Origin of the sequence: Aeromonas sp. PrichA-15 (assembly GCF_017939245.1) — a bacterium.
GTDB classification, from domain to species: domain Bacteria; phylum Pseudomonadota; class Gammaproteobacteria; order Enterobacterales; family Aeromonadaceae; genus Aeromonas; species Aeromonas caviae.
On record NZ_JAGKRH010000241.1, the window covers coordinates 1 to 1,441 of the forward strand.

The 1,441-nt window shown below is 59.1% G+C and carries 4 protein-coding genes; all 4 read left to right on the forward strand.

From position 1 onward, the window contains the following. On the forward strand, positions 1–179 hold a 179-nt coding region (locus J9889_RS20285), incomplete at its 5' end, for a JAB domain-containing protein (RefSeq protein WP_282597964.1). Further along, positions 176–367: a hypothetical protein gene (locus J9889_RS20290; RefSeq protein ID WP_029303518.1), complete on the forward strand. Its 192-nt coding sequence runs from the start codon at positions 176–178 to the stop codon at positions 365–367. The genes J9889_RS20285 and J9889_RS20290, both read left to right, overlap by 4 nt. A 24-nt stretch (positions 368–391) precedes the next feature. Continuing rightward, a complete protein-coding gene (locus J9889_RS20295) occupies positions 392–730 on the forward strand; it encodes a hypothetical protein (RefSeq protein WP_181014944.1) in 339 nt (112 codons plus the stop codon). 115 nt (positions 731–845) lie between these two features. Next, positions 846–1,352, forward strand: coding sequence for a hypothetical protein (locus J9889_RS20300; protein ID WP_077098445.1), 507 nt, complete (start codon positions 846–848; stop codon positions 1,350–1,352). The last annotated feature ends 89 nt before the right edge of the window (positions 1,353–1,441 follow it).

Below are 1,441 nucleotides of genomic sequence, written 5' to 3' on the forward strand. Positions count from 1 at the left end.
GTGGGGCCATCATCGCGGTGCACAATCACCCCAGCGGTGACCCGGAACCCAGTCAATCTGACAGGGTCTTTACCCAGGCCCTCAAAGAAGCCTTGGCGCTGGTCGATGTGCGATTGCTTGACCATCTGGTGGTCGGTGCTGAGGGCTTAGTCTCGATGGCCGAAAGAGGTCAGCTATGAACCAGACCCCAGGCAAAACCCACCTCACCGCCCTCGATATCCTCATCGAGTTGCGCTGTTGGCTGGCAGACAACGTCGAGATGCAGACCGAGCCCGCCATCGTGGCTCACCTGCCTAACGGCTCCCCGCTCACCCAGGCCGATAGTATCGAGGCTATTGATGCGCTGCTGCATCAGCTGCGCCATTAGTCCGTTCCAAAAGAGAAATGAGCGATGCGATTACCTAACCCCTATTCCCTTGAGGAAACCCTGAGCAAGCTGCGCCATCGTCTGGCTACTGCCTGCAACGAGGAGGCGCTGGCATTACTGGAAAAAGCCGTCACCAAGGCGCGTGATGACGAGGGTTATGCCAGGCAGCTTGAAGAGGCCTTGCAGCGGGGATCCACCATCGAGATCCGCGAATGCCTCAGCTGCTTTGGCGACTACTTCGAGCGCTCCCGAGACGCACCGCCCTATTACCTGCATCACGATGCCGTCAACGGCATTGATTGTGCGCTCTACGCCATCCTGTTTGATGCGGCTTACCCAGACGCAGAGCAGGCGCACGAATAACGCCAGCATCCCCAAACCCGGATCATCCGCGCCAACACCATGATCCGGATATTCCGATCCCCCCAGCAAGGCCACCTCACTACAGGTGGCCTTGTTCATTTCAAGGAGTCACTCAATGTCTGCCTTCATGATTGACCGCAAGGATTACCTAGCCTTTGCCGTGCAGCTACATCGCTTTTGCAATGCCCCCATGCCACCGCACTACACCCTGGAGCTACTGCGCACCCTCTGGTGGCAGCCGCCAGCAGACACGACCAGCACCTGGACGTGGCGGGTTGACCGGCTGGTACGGTTGATGATGCTCGCCAATCGCCGTGCTGTTTGGCATCGCTATCAGCTTGGGCGTCAGCAGGGCCACAAGGAACCACATCAGCACCGCTCGAACAAGCTGGGGCCGCTTAAACCTGCCCATCGTTACCACCAGGCACCACTCACCGATGCCGAACTGGTAGCCCTCTACAAATTCACCTGCTGCGCCCTGTACCAGTCGAGCGAATGGAGCGGGAGTCCTGAGCAGGCCCCACGGCTGGTGAAGGTAATACAGCAGTTGCAGCAGGCGCTGGCGCAAGACGTGCTGACCCGGCTGTCACTGTGGGAGCAAGCACCCTGGGGAGAGATGTGATGGATCTCTACATCACCCTGACAGTGGCAAGCTCGCCACCGAGTTCAATGGCCCACCTAGCCCAACGTGTCGCCGATGACATGGCACAC

What these genes read in the sequence shown, in the direction of transcription:
- J9889_RS20295 (WP_181014944.1), top strand. Translation starts at nt 392, where the DNA reads ATGCGATTACCTAACCCCTATTCCCTTGAGGAAACCCTGAGCAAGCTG.
- J9889_RS20290 (WP_029303518.1), top strand. Translation starts at nt 176, where the DNA reads ATGAACCAGACCCCAGGCAAAACCCACCTCACCGCCCTCGATATCCTC.
- J9889_RS20300 (WP_077098445.1), top strand. Translation starts at nt 846, where the DNA reads ATGTCTGCCTTCATGATTGACCGCAAGGATTACCTAGCCTTTGCCGTG.